At 31.4% G+C, this 14,124-nt stretch carries 16 protein-coding genes; 15 read left to right on the top strand and 1 reads right to left on the bottom strand.

Going from position 1 to position 14,124, the window contains the following annotated elements; genetic code table 11:
* The first annotated feature begins 38 nt into the window (after positions 1-38).
* Entirely contained in the window at positions 39-1,190 is a 1,152-nt protein-coding gene (gene dnaJ, locus J3477_RS07110) for a molecular chaperone DnaJ (protein ID WP_206869001.1), read from the top strand.
* A 250-nt stretch (positions 1,191-1,440) separates the two neighbouring features.
* Here the strand turns inward: dnaJ and J3477_RS07105 are convergent, their stop codons facing one another.
* Entirely contained in the window at positions 1,441-1,638 is a 198-nt protein-coding gene (locus tag J3477_RS07105; RefSeq protein ID WP_206869000.1) for a hypothetical protein, read from the bottom strand.
* 499 nt (positions 1,639-2,137) lie between these two features.
* Here J3477_RS07105 and prmA point away from each other — a divergent pair, with 499 nt between their 5' ends.
* The 14 genes from prmA (at position 2,138) to recO (ending at position 14,124) form a co-directional block, all read left to right on the top strand.
* Positions 2,138-3,079, top strand: coding sequence for a 50S ribosomal protein L11 methyltransferase (gene prmA, locus J3477_RS07100; protein WP_206868999.1), 942 nt, complete (start codon positions 2,138-2,140; stop codon positions 3,077-3,079).
* 20 nt (positions 3,080-3,099) lie between these two features.
* Positions 3,100-3,852 (top strand): 16S rRNA (uracil(1498)-N(3))-methyltransferase, encoded by a 753-nt coding sequence (locus J3477_RS07095; protein WP_206868998.1) that lies wholly within the window; start codon positions 3,100-3,102, stop codon positions 3,850-3,852.
* Positions 3,849-5,153 (top strand): tRNA (N(6)-L-threonylcarbamoyladenosine(37)-C(2))-methylthiotransferase MtaB, encoded by a 1,305-nt coding sequence (gene mtaB / locus J3477_RS07090; protein WP_206868997.1) that lies wholly within the window; start codon positions 3,849-3,851, stop codon positions 5,151-5,153. The genes J3477_RS07095 and mtaB overlap by 4 nt, the downstream gene beginning before the upstream one ends.
* A gap of 117 nt (positions 5,154-5,270) precedes the next feature.
* The gene (locus J3477_RS07085) at positions 5,271-5,615 is read left to right on the top strand and encodes a histidine triad nucleotide-binding protein (protein ID WP_206868996.1); all 345 of its coding nucleotides are present in this window, start codon (positions 5,271-5,273) and stop codon (positions 5,613-5,615) included.
* 133 nt (positions 5,616-5,748) lie between these two features.
* Positions 5,749-5,925, top strand: a complete 177-nt coding sequence (rpsU, locus tag J3477_RS07080; protein ID WP_072897356.1) for a 30S ribosomal protein S21 — start codon at positions 5,749-5,751, stop codon at positions 5,923-5,925.
* A 26-nt stretch (positions 5,926-5,951) separates the two neighbouring features.
* Positions 5,952-6,401, top strand: a complete 450-nt coding sequence (locus tag J3477_RS07075; RefSeq protein ID WP_206868995.1) for a GatB/YqeY domain-containing protein — start codon at positions 5,952-5,954, stop codon at positions 6,399-6,401.
* Positions 6,402-6,755: 354 nt separating this feature from the next.
* Entirely contained in the window at positions 6,756-7,037 is a 282-nt protein-coding gene (gene yqfC / locus J3477_RS07070; protein ID WP_206868993.1) for a sporulation protein YqfC, read from the top strand.
* 4 nt (positions 7,038-7,041) lie between these two features.
* Entirely contained in the window at positions 7,042-8,172 is a 1,131-nt protein-coding gene (gene yqfD / locus J3477_RS07065) for a sporulation protein YqfD (protein WP_206868991.1), read from the top strand.
* Between the two features lie 114 nt (positions 8,173-8,286).
* Positions 8,287-10,284 carry an HD family phosphohydrolase gene (locus tag J3477_RS07060; protein WP_206869685.1) on the top strand — a complete coding sequence of 666 codons (1,998 nt, stop codon included), beginning with the start codon at positions 8,287-8,289 and terminating at the stop codon, positions 10,282-10,284.
* A 480-nt stretch (positions 10,285-10,764) separates the two neighbouring features.
* Positions 10,765-11,271 (top strand): rRNA maturation RNase YbeY, encoded by a 507-nt coding sequence (ybeY, locus tag J3477_RS07055; RefSeq protein ID WP_206868989.1) that lies wholly within the window; start codon positions 10,765-10,767, stop codon positions 11,269-11,271.
* An 11-nt stretch (positions 11,272-11,282) separates the two neighbouring features.
* On the top strand, positions 11,283-11,981 hold the full coding sequence (locus J3477_RS07050; protein ID WP_206868988.1) for a diacylglycerol kinase: 699 nt from the start codon (positions 11,283-11,285) through the stop codon (positions 11,979-11,981).
* Between the two features lie 89 nt (positions 11,982-12,070).
* The gene (locus J3477_RS07045; protein ID WP_206868986.1) at positions 12,071-12,466 is read left to right on the top strand and encodes a cytidine deaminase; all 396 of its coding nucleotides are present in this window, start codon (positions 12,071-12,073) and stop codon (positions 12,464-12,466) included.
* A gap of 12 nt (positions 12,467-12,478) precedes the next feature.
* Complete coding sequence (gene era, locus J3477_RS07040) at positions 12,479-13,366, top strand: GTPase Era (protein ID WP_206868984.1); 888 nt, start codon at positions 12,479-12,481, stop codon at positions 13,364-13,366.
* Between the two features lie 17 nt (positions 13,367-13,383).
* Complete coding sequence (gene recO, locus J3477_RS07035) at positions 13,384-14,124, top strand: DNA repair protein RecO (RefSeq protein ID WP_206869684.1); 741 nt, start codon at positions 13,384-13,386, stop codon at positions 14,122-14,124.

Genomic DNA, 14,124 nt, shown 5'->3' with positions numbered 1-14,124 from the left:
TCTTCCCTTTAATATTATAACTTAGGTGGTGGAGATAATTGGCAGGCAAAGACTTTTACAGTGTACTTGGGCTTGAAAAAGGTGCAAGTGATGATGAAATAAAAAAAGCATTTAGAAAGCAAGCTCTAAAATATCATCCAGATAGAAACCCTGGTGATCATGAGGCTGAAGAAAAATTTAAAGAATTAAATGAAGCTTACCAAGTTTTAAGTGATCCTCAGAAGAAAGCTCAATATGACCAATTTGGAACAACAGACTTTAATGCAGGTGGTGGTGCATCAGGTTTTGATGGATTCGATTTTGGTGGTGGATTTGGTGATATATTTGAAAGTATCTTTGGTGGAGGTTTTGGCGGCGGTGGAGCTAGAAGAAACGGTCCACAAAGAGGTAATGATATAGAATATACTCTTAATCTTTCTTTTGAAGAAGCTGTTTTTGGTATGGAAAAAGAGATATCTATAACTAGAAGTGAAAATTGTGAAACTTGTAGAGGTTCAGGAGCAAAACCAGGAACATCACCAAAGACATGTTCTAAATGTGGTGGTACTGGACAAATAAGAGCACAAAGACAAACTCCTTTTGGTAACTTTGTTTCTCAATCCGCTTGTGACAAGTGTGGAGGAAAAGGTCATGTGATTGAAGATCCATGTCCAGACTGTAGAGGAAAAGGTAAAGTTAGAAAAACAAGAAAGATAAAAGTTAATGTTCCAGCAGGGGTTGATACTGGCAATGTAATGCCGCTAAGAGGACAAGGAGAACATGGTGATAACAATGGTGCTCCAGGAGATTTGTATCTAAGAATCAACGTAGCTCCTTCTAAGGTGTTTAAAAGACAAGGTTTTGATATTTACTTAGATTATCACTTAGATATGATAAGAGCGACGATGGGAACAGAAATAAAGGTTCCTACTGTTGACGGAGATGTTAAGTACACAGTACCAGCTGGTACACAACCTGGAACTTTGTTTAGACTTAAAGCTAAAGGTGTTCCTAGAGTTAATTCATCAGGAAGAGGAGATCAATATGTTAATGTAATAGTTGATATTCCTAAGAGCCTTAATGAAAAACAAAAAGAAGCTCTAAATATGTTCTTAGAAGCATCAGGAGAAAAGATTCAGCATGATTCCAATGAGAACAAAGATCACAAAGACAAAGATAAAAAAGGTTTTATGGGAAAAATATTCGGATAGAAAGCCTTTTTAAAAAGCCAAGAATACAATTTAGTATTCTTGGCTTTTAGATTTTTGCTCTGTTAAAAGGCTGTACTAAAATTAAGTGGTTAGTTATCCGATGATTTAATGAGCTCACGCATATAGAGTCTACAACCTAACCACTTAATTTTAACAATATCTTTAAACATAGCATAATTTTTTATAATTATTTGAATAAAAGATCATTTGAAAAATTAGTTTTAGGGAGGTATTGGGGAGTTGTATAAATTTATAGAAGAATATTAGTATTTAATTCAGTGACTTCTAATTGATGCTTTAGTTTTAGAAATTCCATTTCTAAAACATCGATACTTTTTTCATATCTATCCTTATCAGCAGGATTTTTAGCACTAGCTAATAATTTTCCTAAATCGAACATCTTAGAATCAATTTCAATTATTCTTTTCATTGCTTCATAACAATTCATGTTATCTACCACCTATTACGAAATATTTACTTGTTATGATATGCAAATAGTTATATAAAGGTGAGTTGTTTTTTGGTAAGGGTAAGTTACGAAAAGGTTTAAATAGGTGCTATTTCGTAACTAAATATATTTTGAACCTCAAATGAACTATAAATTTAAGATGAAGTGGTTCATCTAAAGATGAATTACTTCAATCAGAAAACTATTTTTAAAACTCTCACGGTTTCTGGTGAGAAAATTTAAAAATATAAACTTAAGAAGAGGTGGTTAATCTATATATATTTACAGAAGGTATGGTAAAGTGTAAAATATATTAGTTGTGATAAGCTAATATTTTGTATTAAAATATTACATATGTTTTAAGTGGACAGTATATGTTCAAGATTGTAGTATGAGTATTTATTTAAGTAATACTTGTTAAATATTCTATATTTAAGTACATTGTGTGTATTTTTTGGATAGAAAATATATTAACCAAAGCAAGAAAGGATTGATTTATATGAACGGAACATGGATAGAAATAAAGGTAATAAGTAAAAGTGAGGCTTTAGAACCAGTTTCAGGTATATTCTATGGATTAGACTGCAAAGGGGTTGCTATAGAAGATCCAAATGACATATTAACAAGAGAGCAAGGGCCTCTTACTTGGGATTTTGCAGATATAAATATATTAGAACATAAGGGGAAAGCTGCGGTTGTTAAGGGGTATTTCTCTGATGAAGATAATATAGCAGAAGTGGTTACATATATTAAAGAAAAACTTGTAGAACTTAAAGAGTCTGGAATAGATATAGGTGAAGGTGAAGTTATAGCAACTGAAATGAAGGAAGAAGATTGGGCTAATAACTGGAAGCAATATTATAAGCCTACTAAAATAGGTGATAGAATAGTGATAAAACCTATATGGGAACAGTATGAAAATGCTGGAGATGATCTCGTAGTTGAAATAGATCCAGGAATGGCTTTTGGTACAGGAACACATGAAACTACAAGAATGTGTGTTGAGTCACTTGAAAAAAATGTGAAAGAAAATTCGGTGGTTTTTGATATAGGTACAGGATCAGGAATACTTGCAATAGTTGCATCTATGCTTGGTGCAAAACATGTTGTAGGTGTAGATCTAGACCCAGTAGCAGTAGACTCTGCGAAAGAAAATATAGGTTTCAATAATTTAAATAATATTGAAATATTAGAAGGAAATCTTTTAGATGTAGTAAATGGGAAAGCTGATATAGTTGTAGCAAACATAATAGCAGAGATAATATGCATACTTGTTGATGATGTTAAGCAAGCAATGAACCAAGGTGGATTATTTATAACTTCAGGAATAATCCATGATAGAAGACAAATGGTTATAGATAAATTAGAAGCTTCAGGCTTTGAAGTTGTTGAAGTGAACAAAGATGGAGAATGGAACTGTATTGTAGCAAGAGTAAAATAGACTTTTAAGGAGAATGTGGAATGCATAAATTTTTCACACCAAAGGAGACCTTTACTGATACACATGCTATTATTTCTGGAGATGACGTAAAGCATATTTATAGAGTTCTAAGATTAGAAGCCGGAGAAAAGATAGCTATAAACAATTTAGAAGGTAAAGAATACCTTGGAGAAATTGAAGAGATTACAAAACAATACGTTAAGGTTAAAATCGTTGAAGAATTAGGTTGTAATAATGAAAGTAATATAAATATCACGTTGTTTCAAGGTTTACCTAAATCAACAAAGATGGATTTGATAGTACAGAAGTGCACTGAATTAGGCATAAGGAAAATTACTCCTTTAATTACTAGTAGAGTGGATGTAAAGTTAAAGGGTGAATTTAAAAAGATTGATAGACTGCATAGAATAGCATTAGAGGCGTCTAAGCAGTCTAAGAGAACAATTATACCTGATATAGATGAGCCTGTTGAATTTGGTTCTATGATTGATATGTTAGGTAATATGGATATGATAGTAGTACCGTATGAGAATGCTACGGGTTATGGAATAAGAAATGCTATAAGTGAAATAGGTGATAAGACAATTAAAAATATAGCTATTGTTATAGGACCTGAAGGCGGATTTGAAGAATATGAAATAGATAATCTTAAGAAAAGTGGAGCTCATATTGTAACTTTAGGACCAAGAATCTTAAGAACAGAGACTGCTGGATTTACAGCAGTATCTCTATTGCAATATGAACTTGGAGATATAGGAGGAAATGATCAATGAAAGTAGCTTTTTCTACATTAGGTTGTAGAGTAAATCAATATGAATCAGAAGCTATGGCAGAAAAGTTTATAAGGGAAGGGTATGAAGTTGTTGATTTCGATACTTTTGCTGACGTATATGTGATAAATACATGTACTGTTACTAATATGGGTGATAAAAAGTCAAGACAGATAATTGGTAGAGCTAGACGTGAAAATGAAGCTGCTACAATTGCAGTTGTTGGCTGTTACTCTCAAATCGCCCCTAATGAGGTTGGAAATATAGAAGGGGTAGATGTTGTACTTGGCACAAGAAACAAAGGAGAGATAGTTTATTGGGTAAATAAAGCTATCGATGAAGGTAAACAACAAGTCCAAGTTTCACCTGTGCTTAAAAACAATGTGTTTGAAGATTTAAATATAGAAGAATATCAAGATAAAACTAGAGCTTTTTTAAAGATACAAGATGGCTGCAATAGATTTTGCTCTTACTGTTTAATTCCATATGCTAGAGGGGCTGTTTGTTCTAAGGATCCTGAAAAAATAAAGGAAGAAGTACAAAAGCTTTCAGAGCATGGTTTTAAGGAAATAATACTATCAGGTATACATACTGCTTCTTACGGAGTTGACTTAGAAGAAAAGATTACTTTAGTGGATATATTAGAAGTTATTGAAGCAATAGACGGTATTGAAAGAGTAAGAATAGGTTCAATTGATCCTACATTCTTTACTGAAGAAGTAGTGGCTCGTATATCAAAGCTAAAAAAATTATGCCATCATTTCCATCTTTCCTTACAAAGTGGTTCAGATGAAACTTTAAGAAGAATGAATAGAAAATATACAGCTAAAGATTATAAAGATATAGTTAACATATTAAGAAACTCTTTTGCGGATGTATCCATAACTACTGATGTAATTGTTGGTTTCCCAGGTGAATCTGAGGTAGAATTTAAAGAAACTTATGAATTCTTAAAAGATATTAAACTAACGAAAACTCATGTGTTTAAATACAGTCCAAGAAAAGGTACAAGGGCTGCAACAATGGAAAAACAAGTTGACGGAAATATCAAAGAAGAAAGAAGTAAACTTTTAATTGAATTAAATGAATATAATGAAGGTAAGTTCACCGAAGGTTTAATAGAAACAGAGCAAAAGGTATTATTTGAGCAAGCAGTTCAATCAATGGAAGGTTATTACGAAGGATATACTGAAAATTATGTAAAAGTAGTTGCAAAATTTGATTGTGATTCTGTGATAGGTAAGATAATGCCAACAAAGCTTTTAGAAAATAAAAATGATTATGCTATTGGAGAAATAATATAGTTTTTGTTTAGAATATTATGGTTAAATTACTGTTTTTAGTGGTAAGATATATTTAGAAAGATATTTTTGCTATCAACTGGTAAGAGTTTTGTAGTTTTTAAAAGGAGGTGAACTATTATGGAAAATTGTATCTTTTGTAAAATAGCAAAAGGTGAGATACCTTCAAAAAAAATATATGAAGATGAAGATGTGATAGCTTTCAATGACATTAGTCCTGAGGCTCCAACACACTTTCTAGTGATTCCTAAAAAACATATAGAAAGTGTTAATCATATTGATGATGAAACCAATAAAGTGATTGCACATATATTCAGTGTTATTAATAAACTAGTAAGAGAGCTTAACATAGCAGATTCTGGATATAGAGTTGTTAATAACTGTGGTAAGGATGGAGGACAAACAGTTAATCACATGCATTTTCATGTGTTAGGTGGAAGAGAATTAAAATGGCCTCCAGGTTAAAAACTACGTAAAATTAGCGATGAAATTCTTGACAGTATTGAAAGCTCTATTGTATAATATAGCGTGTGTTGTTAAGCCCACAGCTGTGATATATTAGAACAGTATATAGCTAGCGGAGGGAGGGAAAAAAGGAATGTCAGAAATTAGAGTTAGAGAAAACGAATCATTAGATCAAGCACTTAGAAGATTTAAAAGACAATGTGCTAGAGCGGGTGTTCTTTCTGAAGTTAGAAAAAGAGAACACTATGAAAAGCCAAGCGTAAAGAGAAAGAAAAAGTCAGAAGCTGCTAGAAAAAGAAAGTTTAAGTAAGAATTTCTTTGGAAGAAGGTAGAATGATGCCAACAATAAAAGAAAGACTTCAAGAAGACTGGAAGCAAGCCTTAAAGGCGAGAGATAAATTTAAAGCTGAAACATTAAGCACTGCTAGGTCTGCAGTACTTTTAGTTGAAAAAACTGAAGTAGTACAGCTTGAGGACGAACGAGTTATAGAAATTCTATCTAGAGAAGTCAAGCAAAGAAGAGAGTCTATGCTTGAATTCGAAAAGGGAAATAGACAAGATCTTGTAGACAAAGTAAATGCTGAAATCCAGATTTTGTTAAATTACCTTCCTCAGCAGTTAAGTGAAGACGAAATTTTAGAAATCATCAGAGAAGCAGCTATCGAAGTGGGCGCGAATAACATGAAAGACATGGGTAAGGTTATGTCAGCGGTAAGACCTAAAATAGTAGGTAGAGCTGATGGTAAACTTGTTAGTCAAATGGTAAAAGATTATTTAAATAAATAAAAAAGAACTCAATTTGAGTTCTTTTTTGTTTTTTAGCCTTAAACTTTAGATAGTAATAAATTAAATTTAATAATAATTAAAAAAAATAAGTAGCCCTTAAAAAAACTCTATACCTTTTGATTATATTATCATAATTAAAAGGTATAGAGTTTTTTTATTATAGATGAACCATTTCATAATTAAACTTATATTTTCAAATTATCCTCTCAGAAACCTGCGGAGTTTTGAAAATAGATTTCAGATTGAAGTGTTTTATCTTTAATATACATTTTCAAAATGCAATGTATAAAATTAGCATTTATAAAGCGTTCGACTCATAAACTAATATGAAAGTACTTATCGGGAGTTTTATGAATGGAGCGTAAAATAGATAAAGTTAAAGAGGGACTGGCAGAAAAACTAGATTTGCCACGTGATATCGTGCTTAATATTCCTAAAATAGTTATAACTGGTGATAATGAGATTATTATTGAAAATCACAAAGGGATAATATCCTTTGATAGTAGTGAAATAAAAATAAATTCCAAAGTAGGAACAATCACATTAGATGGAGTTAATCTGGAAATTTTATTTATAGGAGGTAATACAATAACTATAAGTGGTAAATTTAAATCTTTAATATATGAGGGGTTATGATGATATGGATTTTAAAAAGTACAGTAAAGGTATAGTGAAGCTTGAGGTTAAGGTTTTATATCCTGAAAAGTTTATAAATCTTCTATGGAAAAATGGTATACTTGCTAAAAATATTCAAAAGATAGATATTTCAACTATAACTATTGAGGTGGAATTAAATGATTATAATGCAGTTATAGAATGTGCCAAAAAAGTAAAGGCGCGTGTTAAAGTAATAGGTAGAAAAGGAATTACATTTTTACTTTTAAGGATGAAAAAAAGAAGCACATTGATGGCGGGGGCAGTTCTATTTTTAGCAATATTGTTTTATCTCTCAACATACATATGGAGTGTTCAAGTTGATACTGGTAAGTATTTATCGCCTTATGAAATAAGACAACAGTTGGCAAGGCTTGGTATTAAACCAGGGGTAAGGAAGTCTCTAGTTGATTTTAGAGATTTGGAAAAGAAACTAGAAGATGGAAATGGAGAGATAATGTGGGTGAGAGCCAGAATAGAAGGATCAACTTTGAAGATTAAAGTTGAAGAAAAAATAAATCCTCCAGAGATAGTAAAAAACGTTAATGAAAATGATGTTGTAGCGAAAATGGATGGAGAAGTGGTTAGGGTTTATACGACCTCTGGTACTGCAGCGGTTAATCAAGGAGAATTGGTAAAAAAGGGACAAGTTCTTATAAGGGGGATACAAGGAAAAGAAGGCGCCGAATATAAGGTGAATGCTGATGGTAAGGTTCTTGCAAATACTTTTTACGAGAAAATAATTGAGTTGCAGGTAAGTGGAAATGTAGAAGAAAGGACCGGTAATAAACAGGAAGCTTTATACATTGAATTATTCGGTAAGAAAATTTATCTAAAAAAACCTACAAAAGAATTTAGTGACTATGATAAAATAGAAAATAAGGGTAAAATATTAAATAAAGTAGTATATTATGAGAAAAGTTCTAAACCTATAAGTGAAGACAAGGAGAGTATGATAGAAAAAGCCTCAGATACTTTATATGATTCTATAATGAAGGATATTGATAAACAAGGTAAGTTTGTAAAAAAACTAGTAAACACAGAGGATATTGGAGAGGGAAAAATTAGACTTAAAGTAGCTGTAGTCATAGAACAGAATATAGCGATGAAACCATAAACTAAAAGAGGATGTAAAGTGGTTAACTGAAAATAAGCCTAATAAGAAGGTGTGATTTTGAGTAGAGAAAGAAAATTTATTATTAAATTTATAAAAAACCCTAAAAGAATAATTATGTTTACATTAACCTTTATAATAGTATATCTATGTACTATATCTTCTCTTGTAACCAAAAAATATGATTTAAGAGAGGGAGATATTTCAAAAGTAGATATAAAAGCTCCGAGGGAGATAGTTGATCAAGATGCAACTACAAAGAGACAGCAAGCAGAGGCTGACAAGTATGGACAACAGTATACCTTAAAAACGGATATACAGAAGGATGCTGAGGATAATGTAAGAACTTTTTTTAATAAAATAAGCACGTTAAAGGATTCAACTATACCCGATGCAGAAAAGATAAATCAAGTCAGTAAATTAACCGCTGTTAAGCTGGACAGTGATGAAATAGGAAGCTTAATAGCTTTGCCAAAAGAAAATATTAAGTCAATATCTGATTTGGTAATATCGGGTTTGGAGAAGGCTTATGAGAAGAATATACAAGAAGATCAACCTTCAGACTTACAGAATGCAAAGAGTATATTTGACAATGAAATATCAAATTCTAATTACAATAGAAATATAAAGGATATTTTAAAGAATATAGGTTATTATCAAATCAAAGCAAATCTGTTTTTTGATAAGGATAAGACTGAAGAAAAGAAGAAGGAAGCAATTAAAGAAGTTGCGCCTATTGTTATAAAAAAGAATCAAACTATCATAAAAGAAGGAGAGCCTGCAACAGAAGATCAGATAAAGATCTTAGACTCTCTTGGTTTACTTAATAACTCAGGTATAAATATAATTATATATCTTTCTACAGCAGTATTTGTTGCTGCTATACTATCTCTACAATATAGATATTTAAACAAATACTACAAAAATATCTATGAGGATAATAGTAAGTTGTTGCTTATTAATATAGTTAATATAACTTCATTGATATTAGCTAGGACTTTAGCTATAATATCACCATTTTTGATACCGTTAGCTTGTGCTCCAATACTGCTAACTTTACTTATAAACTATAAAGTATCCTTAGTTTTAAGTTTGTTCAATTGCATACTTATAGCTGGAGCTGTGAACTTTAATCCAGAAGTTATAGTGTTAGCAGCTTTAAATTCAATTATCGGAGCTACATCATTAAGAAAAATAGAACAAAGAAATGATATATTATATTCAACACTATTCTTGTCGATTATTGTTGCTATAGTATGCTTTACTCAAGGGATGATACTTTCAAATAATATTTTAGATGTGTTATTAAAATCAGGTTTTGTCATAATAGGATGTTTATTTTCTGGAGTTATGGCAGTGGGATTGTTGCCTTTCTTTGAAAGTACTTTTGATGTAGTAACTACAGTTAAGCTTTTAGAACTTTCAAATCCCAATAATCCTCTCTTAAAGAAGCTACTTATGGAGGCTCCTGGAACTTATCATCATAGCATGATGGTTGCAAACCTATCTGAAGTAGCAGCAGAAGAGGTTGGGGGAAATCCTGTGTTAGCTAGGATTGGATCTTACTATCATGATGTGGGAAAAACAAGAAGACCATACTTTTTTAAAGAAAATCAAATTGGCAAGGAAAATCCTCATGATAAAATAACTCCAAATTTGAGTACACTTATAATAATTTCACATGTAAAAGATGGATTAGAGCTTGCACGAGAATATAACCTTCCACAGGTGATAAGAGATATAATTGAACAACACCATGGAACAACTTTAGTTAAATATTTTTATGTAACTATGAAAAATAATGCTGAAAATCCTGGTGAAATAAAAGAAGAAGACTTTAGGTATCCAGGACCAAAACCAGAGAGCAAGGAAGCTGCAATAATAATGCTTGCTGATAGTGTTGAAGCTGCAGTTAGGTCGATAAGTGATCCTACTAAGGGCAAGATAGAAGAAATGGTAAATAAGATAGTAAAAGATAAACTATATACTGGTGAACTAGATAACTGTGATCTTACCCTTAAAGATATTAATAAAATTTCTAAGTGCTTTTTAAAAGTACTAAATGGAATATATCATCAGAGAATAGAATATCCAACAGAGAAAGATAAGCTTTAAGATACTATTAACTACGGTATTGAAATTGAGGTGTCACTCCTCCGATACTTAGATGAGCTTCGCAAAGAATTAATATGATTTTGGTAGGATTACATAGCTAAAACTGCATAGCTCACTACGTTCGGACAATGCAGTTTTACTCTTTATTAATCAAGCTTTCATATAAGTTTTTTATATATAAAACTTTAAGAAATTAAAAAAGTATATATAAAGAGTAAAAAGTGAGAATATGTCGCCTGACAGAATTTCTTCACATACGTTCAGAAAAGGCAGATGCGCAAAAAAATCACTAATGAAGGACAATTAGCGATTTTTTGAAGCTATTCCACCTACCAAAATTATTTAATTCTAATAGCTTGCTCATATAGTATCTTCCGTAGTAACACCTCAATTTCAATAGAAGCTTTAACTTAATATATTTAATATATGAAAAAGAATAAATAACTAGATCTAATATAAAGTGATTTACGGAGTGATAATATGATTTTTATAGACAATAGACAGGATAAGATGTCAGTAGACAGTGAGTTTGAAAAAATAATTGAGGAAGTAATACTAGCAGCTCTTAAAGAGGAATTGGTTGATAAAGCTTGTGAGATAAGTGTGATTTTTGTAGATAATGATTCTATTAAAGAAATAAACAAGGAAACTAGAGATATAGATAGAGAAACAGATGTACTTTCTTTTCCGATGTTAGATTATCCTAAGGGGAAAGTATACAAGGATGCTTACTTGAATTATAACTTTGATGCATCTTTCTTTAATGAAGGAGACTTAGTTTTAGGCGATGTGGTACTGTCTTTGGAGAAGGCAAAGGAACAAAGTGAAGATTTTAATCACTCTTTTACAAGAGAATGTTGCTATTTAGTGGTTCATTCTATTTTGCACCTTTTAGGATATGATCATATGGAAGAAGATGAAAAAAAGATTATGAGAGAAAGAGAAGAAAGTATACTTGGAAAACTAAATATAACTAGAGAGGTTTAATAGGGGGAAATATGAAAGTAAGAAAATTGGTTGATAGCTTCAATTATGCAATTAACGGTATTATACATTCAGTAAGAACCCAACGGAATATGAGGATTCATATAGCAGTAGCCCTTGTGGTTCTTACTGCTTGTTTTATATATGATATTAAGAAGTTTGAGTTCCTTATTTTAGCAGTAACAATAACAATGGTTATTGCGGCAGAACTTATGAATACTGCTATAGAGCATGTTGTTGATATGACTACAAATTATTATCATCCGTTAGCAAAGCTTGCAAAAAATGCAGCAGCAGGTGGGGTATTGGTTACAGCAATAAATGCTATTTTGGTTGGTTATGTGATATTTTGGGATAAACTTACCAATGTGACATATCATACAATCGGAATGATAAGGCAGTCAGAACCATATACTATTTTTATCGTTTTAGTAATTGTATGCTTAATGACAATAGCTGCTAAAGCTTTTTTCGGAGAAGGAACTCCTCTTAAGGGTGGAATGCCTAGTGGGCATAGTGCGCTGGCATTTTCTTTGGCTACTGCTATAGCCTTAATAACTGAGGAACCTTTATGCATTATGCTTAGCTACTTAATGGCTTTTATAACTGCTCAAAGCAGGGTGGATTCAGAAGTTCATAGTATATGGGAAGTTATTGTAGGAGCGATATTTGGTACTTTTCTAACTTTAATTGTATTTAAACTATTTAATTAAATTCCTGTAAGGAAATCCTCTAGCTTGTAAATAATATTAATAGTGCTATAATTTATTTTGCACCAAAAAACAATTGGGGGTAATAAAAAATGTATGAAGAGCTTATAAAAGCAGCTATAAATGCGAGAAGTAAGGCTTATGCACCTTATTCGAACTTCCCTGTGGGAGCCGCTATAATGAGTGATGGAAAAATCTTTGAAGGATGCAATATTGAGAATGCTTCTTTTGGAGCTACTAACTGTGCTGAAAGAACTGCTATATTTAAGGCTGTTTCTGAAGGACATCAAACAATAGAAGCTGTGGCTGTTATTGGAGATGTAAATGCTTTTACATATCCTTGTGGAATATGCAGACAGGTTATTGCTGAATTTGCAAAAGATAAAAAGATCCCTATTATAATAATCAAAAATGAGAAAGAATATATAGTGAAGACTTTAGAGGACATACTACCAGGTATATTTTCAAAAGAAGACTTAAATAAATAACTAGGAGGACAAATGTTTAAATCAGGATATATAACTATTGTAGGTAGACCAAATGTGGGGAAATCTACGCTTTTAAATCACCTAATGGGAGAAAAATTATCAATAGTCTCCAACAAACCGCAAACAACTAGAAACAACATTAAGACTATATTAACGGCAGAGGATTATCAGATGATATTCGTTGATACTCCTGGAATGCATAAACCTAAACATAAATTAGGTGAATATATGATGACTTCAGCTAAAGAATCTTTAAATGAAGTTGATTTAGTTTTATTTTTAATCACTCCAGATGTAGAAATTGGCAGAGGTGATTCATATATTATTGAAGGTCTTAAGGATATAAAAGCGCCAGTTATTCTAGTTGTAAATAAGGTGGATGAAAATACTAAAGAGAGAGTTGCAGAGACTCTAAAGAACTATTCAGAGACAATGAGCTTTGCGGAAATAATACCAATATCAGCTCTTAAAGGAAAAAATACAACTACTCTTTTAGATTTAATTGTAAAATATCTTCCTGAAGGACCAAAATTTTATCCGGAAGATATGATTACTGATGTTCAGGAAAGGTTTGTAATTTCTGAAATAGTTAGAGAAAAGGCACTTAGAACTTTAAATGAGGAAGTTCCTCATGGAATAGCTGTTGATATAATTCAAATGAAACAAAATGAAAGAGGCTTGTATAATATTGAGGTTGACTTAATCTGTGAAAAAGATTCACATAAGGGAATAATCATAGGTAAGAATGGTCAAACACTAAAACGTATAGGTGAAAGTGCTAGATACGAAATTGAGAAATTTTTAAGAGAAAGAGTAAACTTAAAGATCTGGGTTAAGGTAAGAAAAGAATGGAGAGATAATCCTTTATTTTTAAGAGAACTTGGATATAAGAAAAAATAAGTAGGAGATGAGGATTTCTGTCTATTTTTGAAACGAATGGTGTAGTAATTAAGGCTCAAGATTTTAAAGAAAATGATAAATTAATATGGTTATATACAGAAAAGTTAGGTAAGATAGCGGTTATTGCTAAGGGTGCCAAAAAAAGTAAAAGTAGACATTTATCTCTTACTCTCCCATTATGCTACGGTGAATTCGTAGTTTTTAAAGGGAAAAATCTGTACACTCTCTCAGAAGGGAGAATAACCAGCTCTTTTCAAGGATTACTAAATAATTTAGAAAAACTTACATATTCAACATACATTTGTGAACTAATAGATATATGCGTAACAGATGAAGAGGATAACGGGAAGTTATTTAAAGATTTTGTTACCTGTCTATATTTATTAAATACGGATGCTCTTGACTATGAGCTTTTAATTAGGAGTTTTGAACTTAAAATATTAAAGGCTACAGGATATGGATTAAATCTAGATAATTGTGCATACTGTAAAAAAAGTATAAATTCTGCCGCATACATAAACATGTCTTTTTATGGGGGTGTGTGCGAAGAATGTCCGAAAGAACATGGCATATCTTTGTCTAAAGGTGCATACAGTGCATTAAAGTATTTAAATACCGCACCAATGGATAAAATATATAGACTTAATATTAATAAGACAGTAAAAGATGAAATTGCAAAAATTACAGCATACATTATTAATTCTAATTATTCTAAAAAACCAAAAAGTTTAGAAATGCTAAATTATATTAAGGAGTGA

Source organism: Clostridium zeae (genome assembly GCF_017312485.1).
Classification (GTDB): Bacteria; Bacillota; Clostridia; order Clostridiales; family Clostridiaceae; genus Clostridium_AR; species Clostridium_AR zeae.
This window is presented reverse-complemented; position numbering and strand designations above follow the sequence as displayed.

Bases quoted from the DNA above. Each gene is read 5' to 3' on its own strand.
- era (WP_206868984.1), top strand. From the start codon at position 12,479: ATGTTTAAATCAGGATATATAACTATTGTAGGTAGACCAAATGTGGGG.
- prmA (WP_206868999.1), top strand. From the start codon at position 2,138: ATGAACGGAACATGGATAGAAATAAAGGTAATAAGTAAAAGTGAGGCT.
- J3477_RS07060 (WP_206869685.1), top strand. From the start codon at position 8,287: ATGTTTACATTAACCTTTATAATAGTATATCTATGTACTATATCTTCT.
- J3477_RS07045 (WP_206868986.1), top strand. From the start codon at position 12,071: ATGTATGAAGAGCTTATAAAAGCAGCTATAAATGCGAGAAGTAAGGCT.
- yqfD (WP_206868991.1), top strand. From the start codon at position 7,042: ATGGATTTTAAAAAGTACAGTAAAGGTATAGTGAAGCTTGAGGTTAAG.
- J3477_RS07050 (WP_206868988.1), top strand. From the start codon at position 11,283: ATGAAAGTAAGAAAATTGGTTGATAGCTTCAATTATGCAATTAACGGT.
- J3477_RS07085 (WP_206868996.1), top strand. From the start codon at position 5,271: ATGGAAAATTGTATCTTTTGTAAAATAGCAAAAGGTGAGATACCTTCA.
- ybeY (WP_206868989.1), top strand. From the start codon at position 10,765: ATGATTTTTATAGACAATAGACAGGATAAGATGTCAGTAGACAGTGAG.
- rpsU (WP_072897356.1), top strand. From the start codon at position 5,749: ATGTCAGAAATTAGAGTTAGAGAAAACGAATCATTAGATCAAGCACTT.
- J3477_RS07105 (WP_206869000.1), bottom strand. From the start codon at position 1,638: ATGAATTGTTATGAAGCAATGAAAAGAATAATTGAAATTGATTCTAAG.
- yqfC (WP_206868993.1), top strand. From the start codon at position 6,756: ATGGAGCGTAAAATAGATAAAGTTAAAGAGGGACTGGCAGAAAAACTA.
- mtaB (WP_206868997.1), top strand. From the start codon at position 3,849: ATGAAAGTAGCTTTTTCTACATTAGGTTGTAGAGTAAATCAATATGAA.
- J3477_RS07075 (WP_206868995.1), top strand. From the start codon at position 5,952: ATGCCAACAATAAAAGAAAGACTTCAAGAAGACTGGAAGCAAGCCTTA.
- J3477_RS07095 (WP_206868998.1), top strand. From the start codon at position 3,100: ATGCATAAATTTTTCACACCAAAGGAGACCTTTACTGATACACATGCT.